An 18,443-nucleotide genomic window follows, 5' to 3' on the forward strand; every position below is an offset into this window, starting at 1 on the left:
GGGAGGCCGGAAATATGAAAGAACAAACCACTAAAACAAAAAAACACCGCCAACACTCTAAAAAGGTTGACGGTGTTTATTTTTACCAATATTCAAAAGAAATTGCCAAAGAAACAGATTGTTCTCCGGCTAAATATTTCAATTCAATACGCAAGAACTTTAATACCGCAAATTAATTCTCCATCACTTTTTCCGAAGGCCTTAAAACATACACAATGCCATACTTACTACTTTTCTCCCGCTTTAACTCAGGCGTCAAATCATCATGAAAAGCTTCTACTTCATTCCAAACCGCGGCAATTAAAAAATCAGCCTGAACTCTATAATCAATTACTTTATCCATCAATTTTTGAGAAGTTCCAAGTAAATCCTTATGAAGATTATAATATTCCAAAAAATTTTCAAATTTAATACGCACCATTGCCAAAGAAGGATTATAAATACGAGTTGCGCCTGTGGCCATTCGCGCCTCCTCTCCTTTTATCAAAGCCTTACCCCAATCAATAAGCTGCTGTTCCGTCCCTATCTCAGGCACACTACGATCGTCCTCTGACAAACCGTACGACTTTCTGACAGAAGGTTTCAATTCGCCTCGAAGGATAGCCAAATTAACAACCTGCAAAAAATGAGACACATAAAGCCTGGCCTGCCGAAAATGTTCTGCCAACTGCTTGCCAATAGAAGCCTGACGATCACGGCTATCCTGATACTGCTTGATAACTTGCTCAAAATGGGGATAAAAAGCTTTTAACTCCAACAATAACTTTTGTGAAAAAGCCAAGTTAGCGGGCCCCAGATCATTACCCTTTTCTAGAGCAGTACCCAACGCTCTGAGACGCGCCTGATCAGTATTAGGTAAACGGCGATATGGCATAATTAGTAATGAGATTAGATTAAGTTCATAGAATTTATTAAATCAGACGTTCCGTAATCGTGATGAAAATAACAAAACCAGTTTCCAATTGCAAACAAAAATTTGATCTGCATATAAATTAGTGTCAACAAGAAAACGCCATTTTTTCGTTACTCACGCTTTCAAAATAGTCATTGACATTAGTAAACTCATATTTCTCAAACTTCGAAAGCCGCAAAAATAAAGCTTTCATATCCAGCTCCGAAATTTTCGGGCAAGCACTAACTAATTTAACAGAAAAACACCTTGCAAATTTGTATCATCCCAATATGATCATTTCACCCCCACAAACAAGGAAACTCACTATAATTTGGATTAATACGAATAGGAGTAAAAAAAGTTGTAGTTTCCATTCCTTTTTCTCCTGATTAATAAAATCATAACAAACAAATCAACTCTCATGGTATTTTAGAAACAACTCCTGTTGAACTCTCGGGAATTTAAAGAATTTATTAGGCAGGGTTGATTTAACAGCCGTCTTTACACGCGTAACCGGATGATTAAAAGCAATTTCAGAAGCAAAGAGGAACAGCCCCCGATGTTTCAACAACAAGCCTGACGGGCTGTATAACTTATCCCCCAAAACAGGAAATCCAGCTTCAGAAAAATGCTTTCTGATTTGGTGCGTTCGACCGGTAAGAAGTTTTATCTCCACCAAAGACATGGATCCGGTAATAAGTGAGCCATACGTTTTCAACAGCCGGTACAATGTAACTGCCGGCTTGCCATCGATAGACGCATCAAAAACGCCTTCATTTTCAGGAGTCCCTGCAACCAGGGCATGATATATCTTAGAAACGGAGCCATTTGCCATTTGCTGACTCAACAGAAGATGCGATGTTGCCGTTTTAGCCACAATTACCAACCCGGCCGTATCACTATCCAGCCTATGCACAGCCAAAGGCAAGAGTAATGCATCTTTTTCCAATGATTTATTCAACACGCCAGGCAAAGCATTTTCAAGGGTGCGAAACCTGTTTCCACTAACGACAATACCAGCAGGCTTTAAAACAACAGCCATAAAATCATCTTCAAATAAAACCTTAACATCGGCCTTAAAAATTCGACGCGGGGCCACCAACTTACGGCGCCATTGAATCACCCATCCCGCCTGAACCCAACGCCCCGTTGTTCCAATCGCACCGTCCACCAGTATTTCCTCTCTGGCCAACGCCTTACGAACTGAAGACCGCGTCAATAACCCATCAAATTTACCGGCACAATAATCGCTCAAACGAACAGCGTCAGAAAAATCAGCCGGAACAATATGAGTTAGAATAATTTCTTCCTCATTCATCGTTTAAACCGTTTGTCTGCCAAACCAATACCATTAATTTTACGAAATAAATCGAGAGCATAGACATCGGTCATGCCGGATACAAAATCGAGTACAGAACGTATTCTCAGCTCAAGAGGCGCCTCAAAAGAAACACGATACTGCTCGGGAATGAAGGGCAACAACAGACCTGAATAACTATCCTCAGGATTCATTACAGCGTCCATAAATTCCTTCAACAAAGAGCCCAAAATTTTGTACCCTGCAATTTCAATCTCAACCACGGATGGATGTTTATATATCAATCTAAAACCTGTCGTCTCACATTTTCGCATTGCTTCGGCTGCACTGCCTTCTAAGTGCTTTATCAAGGATCCTTCAAATTGTCCTGCAAGAATAACATCGTGATTAATGATGAAAATCTGCGTACATAATTCAACCAACCGACCGATGACACTGGCTCGTAAAAAAGCAATCTGTTCATTTCTATCGGTAACCGAAGTACAGACCTCCTTCAAACGACGAGCTGAAGCATCGTCATCAGCAAAAAAAGCAAACAGCAAATCACGAGTGGCATTAAAATCAAGAATTCCCAATTTATGTGCGTCCTCAATATCCATCACCTGGTAACAGATATCATCGGCTGCCTCAACCAGATAGACCAAGGGATGACGCACAAACACCCCGGATCCAGATTTTTCTTCAATAATACCCAGTGATTTGGCAATGTCAACATAAGCGGTTTTTTCTGTCTGAAAAAAACCATATTTCTTCCGGTCACTCATTCCCGATGGATATGGATATTTCACTATTGAAGCTACCATTGTGTATGTCATTCTGAAACCGCCACGACGACGCCCCCCAAATTGATGTGTCAGCAACCTGAATGCATTGGCATTGCCTTCAAAATTAATAAAGTCACACCAGACGGCTTCATCGTTAATCAAATGATGATATTTTTCGCCATCGCCCGACTTAAAAAAATGAGAAATAGCCGTTTCACCACTATGGCCAAATGGAGGATTTCCCATATCATGGGCCAGACAAGCGGCAGCTGTTACGGCCCCCAACTCATCAACCAGCGGCGACTTAACCATCACCTCATCCTTTAAGAAACGACTGATATTGCTCCCCAACGAACGTCCCACACTTGCCACCTCAAGACTGTGAGTCAAACGATTATGCACAAACACACTACCTGGCAACGGAAAAACCTGCGTTTTATCCTGCATCCTCCTAAAAGGTGAAGAAAATATCAGCCGATCATAATCACGCTGAAACTGTGTCCTGTCGTGATGAAGTTCAGGCAATGCGTCTTGCCCGGTGCGTTGCGTTGATAAAAGTTGTTCCCAATTCATTGTTTTACTTTTTCCATGGTATCATATATTCCAAGGTATATGAAAAAGCAGCATTGACTCTGTTATCGCCATTCCCAAAACCAGGGACAAGATAAGGTTTCAAAACATCCTGTCCGGTAGTTATAAGAGAAACCCTGAGATGTATTTTCCAGCCGATATAAAAATTTTTAAAAATTTCAGTTCGAGGCCCAGTCGACAACTCAAACCAATGAGAGGTTAGAGTTTCAGAACTTATGCTACCTGCATAATCATCCCAATAACCGTTGTTAGCCAAAAAACGGGATGCGGATTGGCTCTGCAAAGCAAAACCATATTGAAAGCCAATAAACAGGTTATCAATCACCGACCGCTTATTGTTAAGCATATCCTTTTCAATTCCTGCTTTCAAAAAAGTACCATTCGACTCATAGTCATACTCTTTCTTTTCAAACGAAATCTGTTCAAAGCCGGCTTCCGCAATAAAAAAATAATCTTCGGCCATATTAAATCTGGAAACGAAACTAAAGCCATTTCGATCACCATCCATCAGGCTATTAAAAGGCCCGGCTAAATTTACACCGATGGTAATGCCCTGAGGTCCTTTGGGCAAATTCTCCGTCACTTTCCTGACCTCTTCTTTTGCCTGCCCCGATATCATCACAGAGCAAAATAAAGCAATACTAAAAAATATATATCTTAACATTTTCGGCACTTTCATTATAATTAATCTCATCGTAATTAATGGCCACAGAATCGATAAAGGTTTGAGTCGTCCAAACTGAATCCAACTTAAAGTTGAATGAAAAACCACATTCACGCGAAATGTAGTAAAGCTCCTTTGTATGTTTAAACCACACTGTATCTCTCAACGTATTATTGTGAATAACAAATGCAGTGGTATCAGACGTAAATGAGAGCGGTAAAAAAAGCTCCTGAATCGTTGTATTTTTATAAACTGAATCGGTCATTTCAACACCAATTACAGACGCACTTGTCAAAGAAGTATCTTTATCTGTCGCTGACCTTGCCGAGTACAAAGATACCTGAGCGGCATGCTGATTCGATAAACAAATAGAGGCCTGATCGCAACGAATAGCAGTCAGTCCTAACAAAAACATCATTACGATGCCTACAAAATATTTCATGAACTATAATATTTATAGTTAAAAAACGCTTCAATTTCTATGTCAATGTACAAAAGTAAAAATAAAAACAGAGGCATCCAGCTTAAATCCATAATTACTAATAAACAACCCAAACAGATGTCCATTTATGAACACCTGATGTACGATACTGTAACAAACAACAACATTACGCGAGGCCCCGCCTTTACACAACACACTAACAAACATTAATTTACAAAAAACGGCCTGCATATTGGTAAATAAACCTGATGTCTATTCAGAACAAAACAGTAGACTTATCCATTCTTATAGAGAAACTAAAAATTAACTATCCGCGAATGAAACTATTAAAAACGATCCCCAACCTCGTCTTGACCCTACTAGTGTCTGGCACATCTTTATTTGCCCAATCGGGCAAAGTCGAATACTCCGAATTCAACCTCAACAACGGGTTACATGTAATTCTCCACCAGGATAACAGCACTCCAATTGTAACTGTAGCTGTGATGTATAAAGTTGGCTCTAAAAATGAGCAACCCAATCGCACAGGTTTCGCCCACTTTTTTGAACACCTCATGTTTGAGGGAACCGAAAATATCCCAAGAGGAGAATATGCCAAATTTGTTGAACGGGCCGGCGGAACCTTAAACGCCAATACGTCAGCTGACCGCACCTATTTTTACGAAATACTACCTTCTAATCAGTTGGAATTAGGCTTATGGCTCGAATCTGAAAGAATGTTTCATGCCAAAGTTGATTCGCTGGGCATTCAGACACAAAAAAAAGTCGTTATTGAAGAAAAGAAACAATCATACGATAACCGCCCTTACGGCTCAATTTTAATTGAGACAATGAAAAGAGCCTTCAGGGAGCACCCCTACCGATGGACAACCATAGGCGATCCGGATCACATCAGGGCCGCCAAAGACGAAGAGTTCCAAACTTTTTACAATACTTTTTACGTGCCCAATAATGCGGTATTGGTCATTGCCGGTGATATCAACCCCGAAAAAACCAAAAATCTCATTGAAAAGTACTTTAAAGACATTCCTGCCGGACAAAATGAAATATACCGTCCACATATTGTTGAACCGCCATTAAATGGAGAGGTTCGTGACACCATTTATGACAACATCCAGGTGCCATTGGTTTTGCAGGCATACCGCACGCCTGCCATGAATACCCCCGACTATTACGCTTTGGATATGCTGGGGACTTTGCTTTCAGGTGGCCAGAGTTCCCGTTTGTACAAAGAACTGGTAGACAACCAACAATTAGCCATTTCGGTGGGGTCATTTCCACTTCCCTACAACGAACCCTCTGTTAATCTCACCTATGCCTTTACAAACATGGGGGTAGATCCAAAGCAACTGGAAGAAGCCATTAATGATGAAATCAAAAAAGTACAAGAGAAACTTATTCCTGAAAAAGAATTCCAGAAACTTCAGAATCAGTTTGAGAATCAGATTATTGGCGGCAACGAGAAAATTGCCGAAAGGGCGCATAATCTAGCCACATACTACACTTATTTTGGTGATGCCAGTCTCATTAATAAAGAAATTGAAAAATATATGGCAGTAACCCGCGAAGACATTCAACGAGTTGCCAGACAATATTTCACCCCAGACAGTCGTGTAGTTCTTTACTATATGCCCAAACAAGACTAACCCAAACAAACGTTTTAAATATAAATGCTATAATAATGAAACATATCATATCCACCTTGTTGCTCAGCTTCATTACAGTTGGTTTAATGGCTCAGTTAGACCGAAGTACCCCACCAGCAGCCGGGCCTGCCCCTAAAATTAATATTGGCAAATATCAAAAATTTGAACTTTCCAATGGCCTTAAAGTTTTTGTTGTTGAGAACCACAAACTTCCAATGGTTACTTATAGTTTAACCTACGACTTAAGCCCAATAACGGAAGGCGATGCGGCCGGATATATTGAACTGGCCGGTTCACTAATGCGCTCAGGAACGACATCTCTTTCGAAAGATGAAATTGATGAACAAATTGACTTCATCGGAGGGACTCTTGAGACTTACGCTTCAGGCATTTACGGACATTCGCTTAAAAAACACAGCGCCAAATTATTACAAGTCATGTCTGATGTTTTACTAAATCCGTCCTTTCCCGAATCGGAAGTAGAAAAAAGTATCCGACAATCAGAAACAAATTTACAGGCTGAGAAAAATGAACCTTCCGCTATTGCAGGCAACCTATCCAGAGTTTTAAAATTTGGAAAAGACGACCCATACGGAGAACTAATGACCGAAGAGAGCCTGAAGCATATCACGCCTGAATTGCTCAAACAATATCACGACACCTATCTACGCCCAAACATCAGTTATCTGGTTATAGTTGGTGATATCACTTTAAAAGAAGCCAAAAAACAGGTTAAACAGTATTTTGGTAAATGGGCCTCACAAACTGTTCCGATCCACAAATATGTAATGCCTGAAAATACTGACGTTCCACGTGTTGCTATTTCCAACCGCGATGGTGCTAATCAGTCCACCATTATAGTAACACACCTTGTGCCAATAACCCCCGGACATCCGGACGAAATAAAGGCCTCGGTAATGAATCAGGTTTTAGGAGGCGGCTCTTTCAATGCGCGTTTATTTCAAAACTTACGTGAAGATAAAGCTTATACTTATGGCGCTTATTCAAGCCTTCGATCCGATAAACGTATCGGTACATTCTCGGCTTCGGCACAGGTGAGAACATCAGTTACCGATAGTGCACTAACCGAGATACTTTATGAAATGAAGCGACTTCAAAAAGATCTGGTATCCGACGCCGATCTCGAATTAGTAAAAAATATGATGATGGGGAGCTTTTCACGTTCTCTTGAAGACCCTCAAACCATTGCACGCTTCGCGCTAAATATCGAAAAATACAATTTACCCAAGGACTATTATGAAACCTATCTCGAAAAAGTTGCTGCAGTAACCAAAGAGGACGTTTTGGCAATGGCTAAAAAATATCTGAAACCCGAGAAATCGGTGATTATTGCGGTTGGCAACGCCAATGAAATAAGAGAAAAAATGAAAGTATTTTCGCCCACAGGCGACGCTAAAGAATACGATTTCTACGGCAACGAAGTTCTCCCGGCTCGCGAAGTGACTGACATGACTGCTACCGATATAATTAACAAATTTGTTGAGGCAGAAGGCGGACGCGAAGCGCTGAAAAAGGTAACAGACATTACCACCAAAGCCACCTTTACCATTCAAGGTATGACCATAGAGATAAAAACCGTACAGAAAGCCCCTGCAAAACTTTTGGTGGAATCAAAAATGGGTGGAAACACAATGTCTAAACAATTGTTCGATGGTGAAAACGGATGGATTATATCGCCTCGTGGTAATCAAAAGCTTTCCGGGAATGATCTGATTGAATTGAAAGACAATGCAATACTCTTCCCCGAACTGGACTATGAAAAAAACGGTTTCACAATGGAAATGTCTGGTATTGAAAATATCGACGGAGCCGAAGCTTATAAAATCATCAGGACATCCACTTCCGGAAAGCAAACAACACTCTTTTTTGATACGACGACAGGATTAAAAATACGCGAGGTAAGCAATACAGCACAAGGCATTGTCAGCACCAACATAAAAGAATATCAAACGGTAAATGACATTAAAATTCCTTCAGAAATAGAACAAATAGTTGGGCCTCAAAGCTTCAACATTACAATTACCGATGTTGAATTTAACACCGACCCCTCGGATGAATTATTTGTAAATCAATAACTGTTCATATCGTTAGTTCTTAGTTATATTATTAGTCGCCGCAAATCATTAAACCAATTAACAGGTTTATTCATTCTGCGGCGACTCCTTTTTTGATATATTTGTACAAATTCAAGGATCCATGAGTACTATTAACTACGAGCATATAACCAGTCAGGTTGCCGCCCTCGCAAAAGAAACCGGCCTCTTTATAAAAAAGAGCAGAAATGAGGCTTCCATCAAAACTGAATCCAAAGGGAAAAATGATTTTGTGACCCAGTTTGATAAAGAATCCGAAGCTCGCATTGTCAAAGCCTTGGAACTGCTTTTGCCGGAAGCAGGTTTCATCGCTGAAGAAAATACGTCACAAAAACAAGGTGTACGCTTTACCTGGATTATTGATCCCATTGACGGCACCACCAATTTTATACACGGTCTTTTCCCGTATTGCATCAGCATTGCTCTGATGGAAAACAATGAAATTGTTTCGGGTGTAATATACGAAGCCGGATTAGAAGAGTGTTTCACGGCATGGAAAGGTGGCCCGGCACAATGCAATGGCACCAACATAAATGTAACAGAGTGCGACAAGGTGGCCGACAGTCTAATCGCAACAGGATTTCCATATTCAAACTTCTCTTTAATGGAGCCTTTTATCCGTTCGTTGCACTATTTCATGCAAAACAGTCATGGTATGCGTCGTCTGGGTTCTGCTGCAGCCGACTTAGCCTACGTAGCCTGTGGACGTTTTGATGCTTTTTACGAATACGATCTTAAGCCATGGGATGTGGCAGCCGGAGCCTTCATCGTTCAACAGGCAGGCGGAAAAATTTGCGACTTCAAGGGCGGCAATAACTACCTATTCGGGCGTGAAATGATAGCCGGCAACTCAAACCTATTCGACGAATTTTCCACGAAAGTGAGAAACTTTCTTGAGTTATGAACAAAAAAAAACAGAACATCCAGGGTATCACTTACAAACTATTTTATCCCCTTTTGTGGTTGATAGGATTATTACCATTCCCGTTACTTTTTCTAATTTCCGACCTCTTCGGTATTGTAGTTGGCATAGTAGGCTATCGCAGAAAAGTGATCACGCAGAATCTGACCAATGCCTTTCCCGAAAAGAGCCAATTTGAAATAAGAAAAATACGATTTTTATTTTATCGTCATTTTTGCGACTTATTTGTAGAAACACTGGCCCTGCAGCATTTTTCACCTCAAAGAATATTAAAACGAGTTGAAACAGTTAATTCCGAAACGCTACAACAAAGCTTCGATAAAGGGAAAGATGTCATTGCGGTTTTAGGACATTACGGAAACTGGGAATGGGTACCGGCCGCCATGCTGCAATTTAATAATGTCCTGGGAGCCTCCGTTTACCGACCTCTTAAAAACAAATGGTTCGATAAGTTCATGCTCAATATCAGGTCGTGCTTTAATACACAAAACATACCACTCAATTCAACTACACGCGAAATAGTAAAATTAAAAAAGAAAAATCAACGATTTGCCCTTGGACTCATTGCCGATCAAAGTCCCAGCAAATCAGAACTCCATTATTGGACCGATTTCTTAAACCAAAACACCTCCGTTATATTAGGTCCTGAAAAGATGGCAAAACTCACCAAAGCCGATCTCTATTACTGGAAAATGGAAAAGACAAGCAGGGGAAGGTACCGAATCACATTCATTCCTTTTCCGGGAAATATTCAAACAGCCTCAGAGTATGAGGCTACTGAATGGCACGTTCGCTTGCTGGAAAAACAGATTCGACAACAACCTCAATATTGGCTCTGGTCGCACAAACGATGGAAATATCAGCACCTTTATAAACCAGGCATACACACAAAGCATTCCTCATGAATCAATCAACCACAGCCATAGTCATCCTAAACTGGAATACCCGTGCCTTACTTGAAAAATTTTTACCACGTGTTATTGCCAACTCTCAAATAAAAGGTGTTAAGATCGTTGTTGCCGACAATGGATCAGAGGATGATTCAGTGGCATGGACCCGCAACAACTACCCCGGGGTAGAAATTATTGAATTAGAACATAACTATGGGTTTGCAGAAGGATACAACCGCGCGCTACAGCAGCTAGACGACGATTACGCGGTACTGCTTAATTCGGATGCCGCCCCGGGAGAAAACTGGTTGCAACCATTAATTGAATGCATGGAACAACATCCTGAAGCGGCCGCCTGTGTCCCTGCCATAAAGGATGAACAACGACCGGATTATTACGAATACGCCGGAGCTGCCGGTGGCTTCATTGACCGCTGGGGCTACCCGTTTTGCCGCGGCAGACTGTTTGATACGGTTGAGAAAGATTTAGGACAATATCAAAACGAAAGCACCCTCTTTTGGGGCAGCGGAGCTGCATTAATGGTACGTCGGGATATTTTTGTAGCCAGTGAGGGGCTCGACCCGGATTTCTTTGCTCACATGGAAGAAATTGATTGGTGTTGGAGAATTAAAAATCAAGGGTATACCATTAGGTTTGTTCCAAAGAGCAATGTTTATCATGCCGGCGGTGGCACTCTTAACTATATGAACAGCCGTAAGACCTATCTCAACTTCCGAAACAATTTGTTCCTACTGCTAAAAAACCAGCCGGGCAAATGGGTTTACCCGATGTTGATAATACGAATGACAATGGATTTTTTAGCCCTGTTAAATTTCCTTGCAAAAAAGGAAGGGCAACAGGCATATGCAATTCACAAAGCACATGTTCATTTCATTGTTCATTTCAGAAAATTTTATCAGAAACGCATACAACTAAAAACCCTCGTCCGCTGTAAAAATCATGCCGAAACATACGCCGGCTCCATCGTTCTGGACTACTACCTCAGAGGAAAAAAACACTTTACCGATTTAAGCTGGTAAGCTAAATTACAAATACGTAGTAACCCGTTCCAACTTATGCGCTCGTGACCCCTTCACCAACACCAGGGAATTACTAAAAGGCTTAACTTTCAAAATTTCACAAAGTTCATCACCATTTTCAGCAAACGAAAACCGGGCGTCAAGAGGCACCAAGGCGGAAAACTCTTCCCCCACCAGCCAGCATTTTTCAAATTTCATGGTCAAGAGCCGATTGACCAATAAACGGTGTTCGGATTCACTCTCATTGCCCAATTCGCGCATTCCCCCGAGTATCAACACTTTCTTTTTATGAAGCATTTTTTCAAATCCATCTAAAGCAGCCGCCATACTTGTAGGATTGGCATTATAGGCATCCAAAATAATAGTATTAGCATCTGTTGTCAATATCTGCGAACGATGATTCACTGGCCTATAATGACCTAAAGCAGCATTAATATCATCCGTTGGGACCTTTAAATAAACCCCCACAGCAATGGCTGCTAGTGCATTTTCAAAATTATACGAACCCGAAAGACGCATGGAGACCTGTTGCCTTTTTACATTACCCGCCTCCCAATCAAATGACAAAAAAGGATTTGCTGAGGCATTGCTACCTTTCACATAACATTCGCTTCCGGTGCCATAACGGATGACTTCCGAGTCAATCTCTCCTAACATTGCCTTTAAATAATCGTTATCCGTATTAAGAAATACAATTCCAGGATTACGCTTCAAAAACTCATACAATTCAGCTTTCGTTTTCATCACACCCTCAAAAGATCCAAACCCTTGAAGATGAGCCTTCCCAACATTGGTAATCAGGCCCATATCGGGCTGCGCAATACGGCACAAAAAATCAATTTCATGAGGGTGATTAGCTCCCATTTCAATAACGGCAACTTCTGTATCAACAGGCATGGATAAAATCGTTAATGGGACCCCAATGTGATTATTAAAATTACCCTGCGTAAACCATGTCTTGTATTTTTTGGAGAGCACGGCAGCTAACAACTCCTTAGTGGTCGTTTTCCCATTGGTTCCGGTAATACCAATAATTAGGGCACCAGCCTTTTGTCGATGAATCAGCGCCAAATCCTGCAACGCCTTCAAAGAATCCTGAACAAATAAGCAGCCCGGCTCATTTCTTATCCGAATGTCATCAACAACAGCCAGAGCGCATCCAGCCTTCAATGCCGACAAAGCAAAATCATTCCCATTAAACCGATCGCCCCTCAAAGCAAAATAAATAGAACCGACCGGGCAATTCCGGCTGTCGGTTGTCACACTCCGGTGCTTTAAATAAGCATCGTATAGCTGTTCCATCATCACACAACACATTTTGTTTATGTAACAAATTTGCATAAAAAAAGCCGGAAAAATCCGGCTTTTATATTAAATCAATCAATTTGCTATTTTTTCTTGCTGGCAGAGACTGGCGTACCAACCCGAGTCATTGCGCACCGGAAACCGATATCGTCACGTGCCTCGCGTTCATCAAGAAAACGTCGGGTGCCAGGGCTAAGCCAATAAACTCGATCTCTCCAACCACCACCTTTATAAACTCTGGTACGATCAGAAATCATACTGTTTAAAGCACCGGTACTTCCAGCATACATTGTAGATGTTTCTCCGGTAGATTCCCGCCAATCAGTGCCTGTGACGATATTAGTGCCTGGGTCACCATCAAGGTTATTGCGATTATCAGCAGTACGATAGTTGTATCTGTTCTGAATATCTTCATCTGTTTCTTCACGATAACGGATACGTCCATATTGATCGGGATCCACAACCATACCTTCTTCATCAAGTACTTTTGTCTGGAAAACATTACCCCGGTAAGGACTTAACTCATCCATATCATCGAAAGTAAGAGGACGATAAATATCTGCGACCCATTCATTTACATTTCCAGCCATACAATAAAGACCAAAATCGTTTGGATAATAAGATTTAACAGGAACAGTTATATCGCCACCATCATTCAAATCTCCGGCCATCCCCATATAGTCACCATTACCACGAACAAAATTCGCCATCATCTTGCCTCTTTCCTTTTTATCAGCATTACGAACAATGTGACCATTCCAAGGATAAATTCTACGATCAGTCAATCGCTCAGAGAAAGAATTTCCAACCAAACCCATTGCAGCATACTCCCACTCTGCTTCGGTCGGGAGACGATAACGAGGCAATAAAAGTCCATCATCGGCACGTACACGACGAGTCCCCTTATCCGGTGAACGCAAATCTCTCATTGGTCGTTTACCATCAGTCCCCATATATTTGCCATATAAATAAGCTTCTGAATTGAAATTATTTTCATCCTGCTGATTCACATCCAATTCAAGAATACCTTGATCTACAAGAATTTTTTCATTGACACGGTCTGTTCTCCAGGCACAAAAATCACTGGCCTGTAACCAATTAACACCCACAACGGGATACTCACTATAAGCTGGGTGACGAAGATAATTCTCAACCAAAGGTTCGTTATAAGCCAAAGCCCTACGCCAAACCAAAGTATCGGGCAAAGCTTTACGATAAACTTCAGGATAACTCACAAATACACGGTTAATCCAGTATAAGTATTCACGATAATCGACGTTGCGAACCTCTGTTTCATCCATATAAAAAGAGGGCACTGTAACCCGACGTGGTTTATTATTCCACTCACGCATAACGTCTTCATCGACCTGACCCATAATAAAAGTACCTCCTTCAACAAAAACAAGACCTGGTCCCATGTCCTGCTCAAAGTTGGCATTATATTCAAATCCTCCATTATCTGAAGAATTATATTCCCATCCCGTAGTGGTTGAGGCGCTTTTACTAGCACCGCCGCCACACGAAACCAATGCCATACCGGCAACAGCAGCAAATAACAAACTGAATTTACATCTCATAGCTTATCTTCTTGAGTACTTGATTGCAATGAAAAACAATGCATTTATAATCTGAATTAAAACCAATTTTCTTTCGCTTTATACTACAAAAATAGAAAAAGGTTATATCAATTTGAATACAATTCACTTTTTTCACGCAAAAATTAATTCAACTGCAACGTTAACGAAATCTTTCAATATTTATTGCCTGTAATAACAAATTAAACAACAATAAAATTAAATATTTAGTGTTTGTCTATAAAAGTCAACTACTTCGTTACGCTTGTCATAAAAATGGTCATTTACACCAGTAAACACACCTTTTTGGAGCTACGCAAGCCTTGAATTTAAACATTATAGCTCAAACTCCCGACTTTATGGACGGAAACTATTTAAGATAACATATAAAATGAAATTTATGGTATCATAAAAACATCTGTGATAAAATTTTCTTCAGATAAATATTTTCACTCACTGCCTCCCGTTTTTGGACATTAATTTAATCGCATCTCACCTCTTTTTCGCCTCTTTTAGACAAAAAACAAATTCCGTTATTTAAATATTTAAACTGAATGTAGAGCTGACCTAAAACACTTGCACCAAATTAATAAAGCTTCATTTTTTTTTGCGTTCATACGTAAATAAATTATTTCTTCATATTCCTATTGTTCACCCGGATATTTTCATTCAATGAAGTTATACTTTTATGAAAGAAGACTAAACTCCTCATTAAATTCAAAATAAAAATCCTTTCTTTTCACAAAAAACACAACATTTAATTGCCTCTAATCGTTTCAAATAAAAATAAATCTACTTTTGCAGATAAACCTCCTGACCTGGATAATGTTATAATTATAAATTTTGCACATGCATCACAAATTTCGCATATTCATATTTCTGATATTTAGCGGGCTAAATAACATTTCAAGCATGCCGGCGTCGCCAGTAAATAGTGCCAACTATGCCACCCATTCACGTCTGGCTGAAGGGCTATGGTTAAAAATAAGTATTACGCAAAGCGGCATACATAAGATAAGCTATAGTACGCTAAAAGAATGGGGGTTCTCCAATCCCGAAAAAGTAAGTATTTTTGGTTACGGGGGACAACTGGTGCCAGCATTAAACAGCAGTTACCGACCTGACGATTTGCCAATTGTAGGCGTTTGGCATTATAACGAAGCAATCTATTTTTATGGCCATGGCCCAGTGAATTGGATCTGGGATGAAAATGATCAATTTTTCAGGCATCAGCAACACTTGTATTCAGAAAAAGCCTACTACTTTTTGTCAGAAACCGACGACACAAAACCCATCATTGAAAAGGACAGCCCTACAGGTACCGTTACCTATGAAACGAACTCATATGATTATTTGGACTTTCACGAAAAAGAATCATTGAATCCGATGCCTTCAGGTAAAAAATCAGGAAGAAAAAAATTTGGCGAAATATTCTCCTCCACAGGAACCTTATCACGTCAGTTTAGTTTTACAATTAACCATCTATTATTGGCAAAGGCGATTAAAATAGAGGCTGCTGCTGCTGCCCGCTCATCGCAAACCAGCTACCTAAACTTTTACAACGATGATTTAGTTCCTTTCTTAACGCTCTCATTTATCAAAATATCAATAGGTGATTACGAAAGTTACTATGCAAGAGAGAATCAGGCGCTGAGCCAACTATATTCAACCTCCGAGACGATTGATCTGACTGTTACCTACTCCGACGCATCCACCACCTCAAGTGCCTGGCTAGATTACATCACAATTAATGCCCGTGCAGAATTAACTCTTGCCAACGATGAATTAATGTTCAGAGATGCCACAGCCTTGACCAGTTCCGGGCTAACTCGTTTCAATCTCAAAAATGCCAATAGTTCAACTCTTGTATGGAATATAACAGACATTACAACACCGTCAAAAGTAACAACCACATTAAACGGTAACCAGCTAACGTTTTTAGCTTCTGAAGAGGATCTTCACACATACATTGCTTTTAACCCCGACGGCACATTCCCGTCTCCTGTAAAAGAAGAAAACGTAGCCAACCAAGACTTACATAAACTAAGTGGAATTGACTATGTAATTGTTGCCCCTGAAGAATTCTCGGATTATGCAGAAGAGCTGGCCAGCCTGCATCGAACATACAGTTCCCTGGATCCGATCATTGTAACACCACAACAAATTTACAACGAATTTTCGTGGGGACATACCGACCCGACAGCAATACGTTCATTCATGCGGATGCTATACGAAAAAGCCGGTGAAAACAGCTCAGAACAGCCCAAATACCTACTTCTGTTTGGCAATGGCTATTACACAAACCAAACCACCGACAACCCAGCAACCAACACCTGGATCCCAACTTATGAATCGGAAAATTCGGTACACCTATCACAATCGTACGTCACCGATGATTACTATGGCTTTTTGGATCCTACAGCTGGTGCCAGTGATGCCTCCGACAAATTAAGAATCGGAATAGGCCGTTTCCCGGTACGAACAAAGAGTGATGCCCGCATAGCGGTTGATAAGGTAAAAACCTATCTTGAAAATCAAACAACCGGCCAATGGCGCAAAAAAATAACATTTGTGGCCGACGATGAGGATAGCAATATACACGTGACTGATGCCGATGATTTAGCCGAAAAAATTAATGCTGAATATCCCAATTTCGACGTTCAAAAAATTTACCTGGACAGCTATACTCAAACATCAGCGACAATGGGAGACAAGTACCCTGAGGCCCAGGAAGCTATTGATCGCGCAATAGCTGAAGGGACACTTATTTTTAATTATGTGGGACACGGCGGAACCGATGGCCTCTCGGGCGAACAGGTTATTACCAGTGCCTCCATACAAAACTGGACCAACCTCAACCGTTTGCCGTTATTTGTAACAGCCACCTGCGAATTCAGTCGCTTTGACGATCCGGATAAAGTCTCCGCCGGAGAACTGGTTTTCTTAAATGCCAACGGAGGAGCAATCGCACTCCTTAGCACCACGCGCCTGGTATACTCAAGTCTGAACCATCAGCTTAACGAGGCCTTCTTCGATCAGGTTTTCAAAATGCAGGATGGTAATACGCATGGCGCTTTTGGCGATATTATAAAAGACACTAAAAACAACATCGGTAATACAATCAACAAATTAAATTTCACTCTTTTAGGGGATCCGGCTCTAAGGCTAAAATATCCTGACAACGAAATCAACACCGTTAAAATAAACAACATGGCGGTGACCTCTACTCCCGACACATTAAAAGCATTGTCCATTGCTGAAATAGAAGGCGAAATAACAGACATTGACAACAATTTACTTTCTGATTTTAACGGGACCGTTGAAATATCAGTTTTTGACAAAGCTCTTTCAATCAAAACAAAAGGGAACGACGGAGAAACGCCTTTTGAGTATACTGAATACAGTAATTTACTCTTTAAGGGGAAAGCAAAAGTCGAACAAGGACATTTTACAGTTCAATTTATGGTGCCCTATGATATCCGCTACAATTTCGATTACGGACGCATTAGCTATTATGCCGTCTCCGAAGATCAATCACAGGAGGCCATGGGGGCTTACACCGGTTTTATTGTAGGCGGTTTCAACCCCGATGCCGAAGAGGACAATGAAGGCCCTGAAATAACCTTTTACATTAACAATGCGGACTTCAAAGATGGGGATAAAACAGGCACTCAGCCTATTCTATATCTCGAACTCAATGACGCGTCAGGGATTAACACGACTGGCTCGGGAATTGGCCATGATCTATTGCTGATAATCGACGGTGACCACAATAACCCCATCAGCCTCAATGATTACTTCCAGGCCGATGAGAACAGTTATCAAAGTGGACAGCTTATTTACCAACTCTCAACCCTCGAAACGGGCGACCATGAACTGACCATTAAAGCCTGGGATAATTTCAACAACTCAACCTCTGTTTCCACGCATTTCAAGGTAACAGATAACAATGCATTAACAATCCGAAACTTCAATTACTATCCAAATCCGGTGCAACTATCGTCGCCTGCCTACCTGAATTTTGAAACAGAAGAAGGTAATACTTTAATTACCATAACAGCTACCGGATATAATCAGGCCGGGCGAAAAACAGGCTCTGAAAAATATCAATCCATCGCCGAAAACAACCTTATTGGGCCAATTGTATTACATTTGTCGACGCTCGGAATAAAACAACAAGGATGGTACATTGTGCAATTTGATATTGAAACATCTACCGGGAAATCGAATCAAATAGCAAAAAAAATAATTGTTATTCCATAATAATTTATGGAAAAAACG

At 40.7% G+C, this 18,443-nt stretch carries 13 protein-coding genes; 6 read left to right on the forward strand and 7 right to left on the reverse strand.

Going from position 1 to position 18,443, the window contains the following annotated elements; translation table 11 throughout:
- Window positions 1-172: 172 nt before the first annotated feature.
- The 5 genes from ACT3CD_RS03800 to ACT3CD_RS03820 all read right to left on the reverse strand — a co-directional run bounded on the left by ACT3CD_RS03800 (window position 173) and on the right by ACT3CD_RS03820 (window position 4,671).
- On the reverse strand, window positions 173-874 hold the full coding sequence (locus tag ACT3CD_RS03800) for a hypothetical protein (protein WP_444643092.1): 702 nt from the start codon (window positions 872-874) through the stop codon (window positions 173-175).
- Between the two features lie 430 nt (window positions 875-1,304).
- On the reverse strand, window positions 1,305-2,210 hold the full coding sequence (locus tag ACT3CD_RS03805) for an RluA family pseudouridine synthase (RefSeq protein WP_444643094.1): 906 nt from the start codon (window positions 2,208-2,210) through the stop codon (window positions 1,305-1,307).
- Window positions 2,207-3,547 carry a dGTP triphosphohydrolase gene (dgt, locus tag ACT3CD_RS03810; RefSeq protein WP_444643095.1) on the reverse strand — a complete coding sequence of 447 codons (1,341 nt, stop codon included), beginning with the start codon at window positions 3,545-3,547 and terminating at the stop codon, window positions 2,207-2,209. The genes ACT3CD_RS03805 and dgt overlap by 4 nt, the downstream gene beginning before the upstream one ends.
- 4 nt (window positions 3,548-3,551) lie before the next feature.
- Window positions 3,552-4,229 carry a DUF6048 family protein gene (locus ACT3CD_RS03815; RefSeq protein ID WP_444643097.1) on the reverse strand — a complete coding sequence of 226 codons (678 nt, stop codon included), beginning with the start codon at window positions 4,227-4,229 and terminating at the stop codon, window positions 3,552-3,554.
- A complete protein-coding gene (locus tag ACT3CD_RS03820; RefSeq protein ID WP_444643099.1) occupies window positions 4,207-4,671 on the reverse strand; it encodes a DUF6452 family protein in 465 nt (154 codons plus the stop codon). Before ACT3CD_RS03820 ends, ACT3CD_RS03815 begins: the two co-directional genes overlap by 23 nt.
- A 317-nt stretch (window positions 4,672-4,988) precedes the next feature.
- Here ACT3CD_RS03820 and ACT3CD_RS03825 point away from each other — a divergent pair, with 317 nt between their 5' ends.
- The 5 genes from ACT3CD_RS03825 to ACT3CD_RS03845 all read left to right on the forward strand — a co-directional run bounded on the left by ACT3CD_RS03825 (window position 4,989) and on the right by ACT3CD_RS03845 (window position 11,283).
- Window positions 4,989-6,317, forward strand: coding sequence for a M16 family metallopeptidase (locus ACT3CD_RS03825; protein ID WP_444643101.1), 1,329 nt, complete (start codon window positions 4,989-4,991; stop codon window positions 6,315-6,317).
- A gap of 35 nt (window positions 6,318-6,352) precedes the next feature.
- Window positions 6,353-8,413, forward strand: coding sequence for a M16 family metallopeptidase (locus tag ACT3CD_RS03830; RefSeq protein ID WP_444643103.1), 2,061 nt, complete (start codon window positions 6,353-6,355; stop codon window positions 8,411-8,413).
- A 121-nt stretch (window positions 8,414-8,534) separates the two neighbouring features.
- A complete protein-coding gene (locus ACT3CD_RS03835; protein WP_444643105.1) occupies window positions 8,535-9,335 on the forward strand; it encodes an inositol monophosphatase family protein in 801 nt (266 codons plus the stop codon).
- Window positions 9,332-10,258, forward strand: a complete 927-nt coding sequence (locus ACT3CD_RS03840; protein WP_444643107.1) for a lysophospholipid acyltransferase family protein — start codon at window positions 9,332-9,334, stop codon at window positions 10,256-10,258. Before ACT3CD_RS03835 ends, ACT3CD_RS03840 begins: the two co-directional genes overlap by 4 nt.
- Window positions 10,255-11,283: a glycosyltransferase family 2 protein gene (locus ACT3CD_RS03845; RefSeq protein WP_444643109.1), complete on the forward strand. Its 1,029-nt coding sequence runs from the start codon at window positions 10,255-10,257 to the stop codon at window positions 11,281-11,283. Before ACT3CD_RS03840 ends, ACT3CD_RS03845 begins: the two co-directional genes overlap by 4 nt.
- Window positions 11,284-11,289: 6 nt before the next feature.
- Here the strand turns inward: ACT3CD_RS03845 and ACT3CD_RS03850 are convergent, their stop codons facing one another.
- Window positions 11,290-12,588, reverse strand: a complete 1,299-nt coding sequence (locus ACT3CD_RS03850) for a UDP-N-acetylmuramoyl-tripeptide--D-alanyl-D-alanine ligase (protein ID WP_444643111.1) — start codon at window positions 12,586-12,588, stop codon at window positions 11,290-11,292.
- An 83-nt stretch (window positions 12,589-12,671) separates the two neighbouring features.
- Window positions 12,672-14,165, reverse strand: coding sequence for a gliding motility lipoprotein GldJ (gldJ, locus tag ACT3CD_RS03855; RefSeq protein ID WP_444643113.1), 1,494 nt, complete (start codon window positions 14,163-14,165; stop codon window positions 12,672-12,674).
- A gap of 846 nt (window positions 14,166-15,011) precedes the next feature.
- Between gldJ and porU the strand changes: the two genes are divergently transcribed.
- Window positions 15,012-18,425: a type IX secretion system sortase PorU gene (gene porU / locus ACT3CD_RS03860; protein WP_444643115.1), complete on the forward strand. Its 3,414-nt coding sequence runs from the start codon at window positions 15,012-15,014 to the stop codon at window positions 18,423-18,425.
- Window positions 18,426-18,443: the final 18 nt, after the last annotated feature.

Origin of the sequence: Geofilum sp. OHC36d9, from assembly GCF_052400685.1 — a bacterium.
GTDB lineage: Bacteria > Bacteroidota > Bacteroidia > Bacteroidales > Marinilabiliaceae > CAZHHH01.

Coding starts and splice junctions, on each gene's coding strand:
- dgt (WP_444643095.1), bottom strand. CDS start 3,547: ATGAATTGGGAACAACTTTTATCAACGCAACGCACCGGGCAAGACGCA.
- ACT3CD_RS03845 (WP_444643109.1), top strand. CDS start 10,255: ATGAATCAATCAACCACAGCCATAGTCATCCTAAACTGGAATACCCGT.
- ACT3CD_RS03835 (WP_444643105.1), top strand. CDS start 8,535: ATGAGTACTATTAACTACGAGCATATAACCAGTCAGGTTGCCGCCCTC.
- ACT3CD_RS03850 (WP_444643111.1), bottom strand. CDS start 12,588: ATGATGGAACAGCTATACGATGCTTATTTAAAGCACCGGAGTGTGACA.
- porU (WP_444643115.1), top strand. CDS start 15,012: ATGCATCACAAATTTCGCATATTCATATTTCTGATATTTAGCGGGCTA.
- ACT3CD_RS03800 (WP_444643092.1), bottom strand. CDS start 874: ATGCCATATCGCCGTTTACCTAATACTGATCAGGCGCGTCTCAGAGCG.
- ACT3CD_RS03805 (WP_444643094.1), bottom strand. CDS start 2,210: ATGAATGAGGAAGAAATTATTCTAACTCATATTGTTCCGGCTGATTTT.
- ACT3CD_RS03840 (WP_444643107.1), top strand. CDS start 9,332: ATGAACAAAAAAAAACAGAACATCCAGGGTATCACTTACAAACTATTT.
- gldJ (WP_444643113.1), bottom strand. CDS start 14,165: ATGAGATGTAAATTCAGTTTGTTATTTGCTGCTGTTGCCGGTATGGCA.
- ACT3CD_RS03820 (WP_444643099.1), bottom strand. CDS start 4,671: ATGAAATATTTTGTAGGCATCGTAATGATGTTTTTGTTAGGACTGACT.
- ACT3CD_RS03815 (WP_444643097.1), bottom strand. CDS start 4,229: ATGTTAAGATATATATTTTTTAGTATTGCTTTATTTTGCTCTGTGATG.
- ACT3CD_RS03825 (WP_444643101.1), top strand. CDS start 4,989: ATGAAACTATTAAAAACGATCCCCAACCTCGTCTTGACCCTACTAGTG.
- ACT3CD_RS03830 (WP_444643103.1), top strand. CDS start 6,353: ATGAAACATATCATATCCACCTTGTTGCTCAGCTTCATTACAGTTGGT.